Raw genomic sequence first — 269 nt, forward strand, 5'->3', positions numbered from 1 at the left:
GCACGACCAGAGAAGAAGTTTTGGTATGCCTTCTGCAAATTCAGTTGAGCGTTTGCCAACGCAAGGCTATCGACTTCTTTGAGCCATGCAAACTCCTTTTTGTACTTGGCAGGAGTCGGGAATTTTTCTATATATTTCTTTATCGCTTCAATGGGCGCACCACCCGTTGTGAGTAAGCAAAAGCTTCTCAACATCGTGATTCCATTCTACTAAGGAAATATTGTAATTTTCACCCAGTCTAATTTCATTGATATATCAGCCTTTCATTT

The 269-nt window shown here is 40.5% G+C and carries 1 pseudogene; it reads right to left on the reverse strand.

Annotated features, from left to right (window positions below):
- Positions 1-152 (reverse strand): annotated as a pseudogene (locus tag TEPIDINF_RS14895) (RNA-guided endonuclease TnpB family protein); the annotation flags it as partial.
- Between the last annotated feature and the right edge of the window lie 117 nt (positions 153-269).

The organism is Tepidibacillus infernus (genome assembly GCF_048898065.1).
Taxonomy (GTDB): domain Bacteria; phylum Bacillota; class Bacilli; order Tepidibacillales; family Tepidibacillaceae; genus Tepidibacillus_B; species Tepidibacillus_B infernus.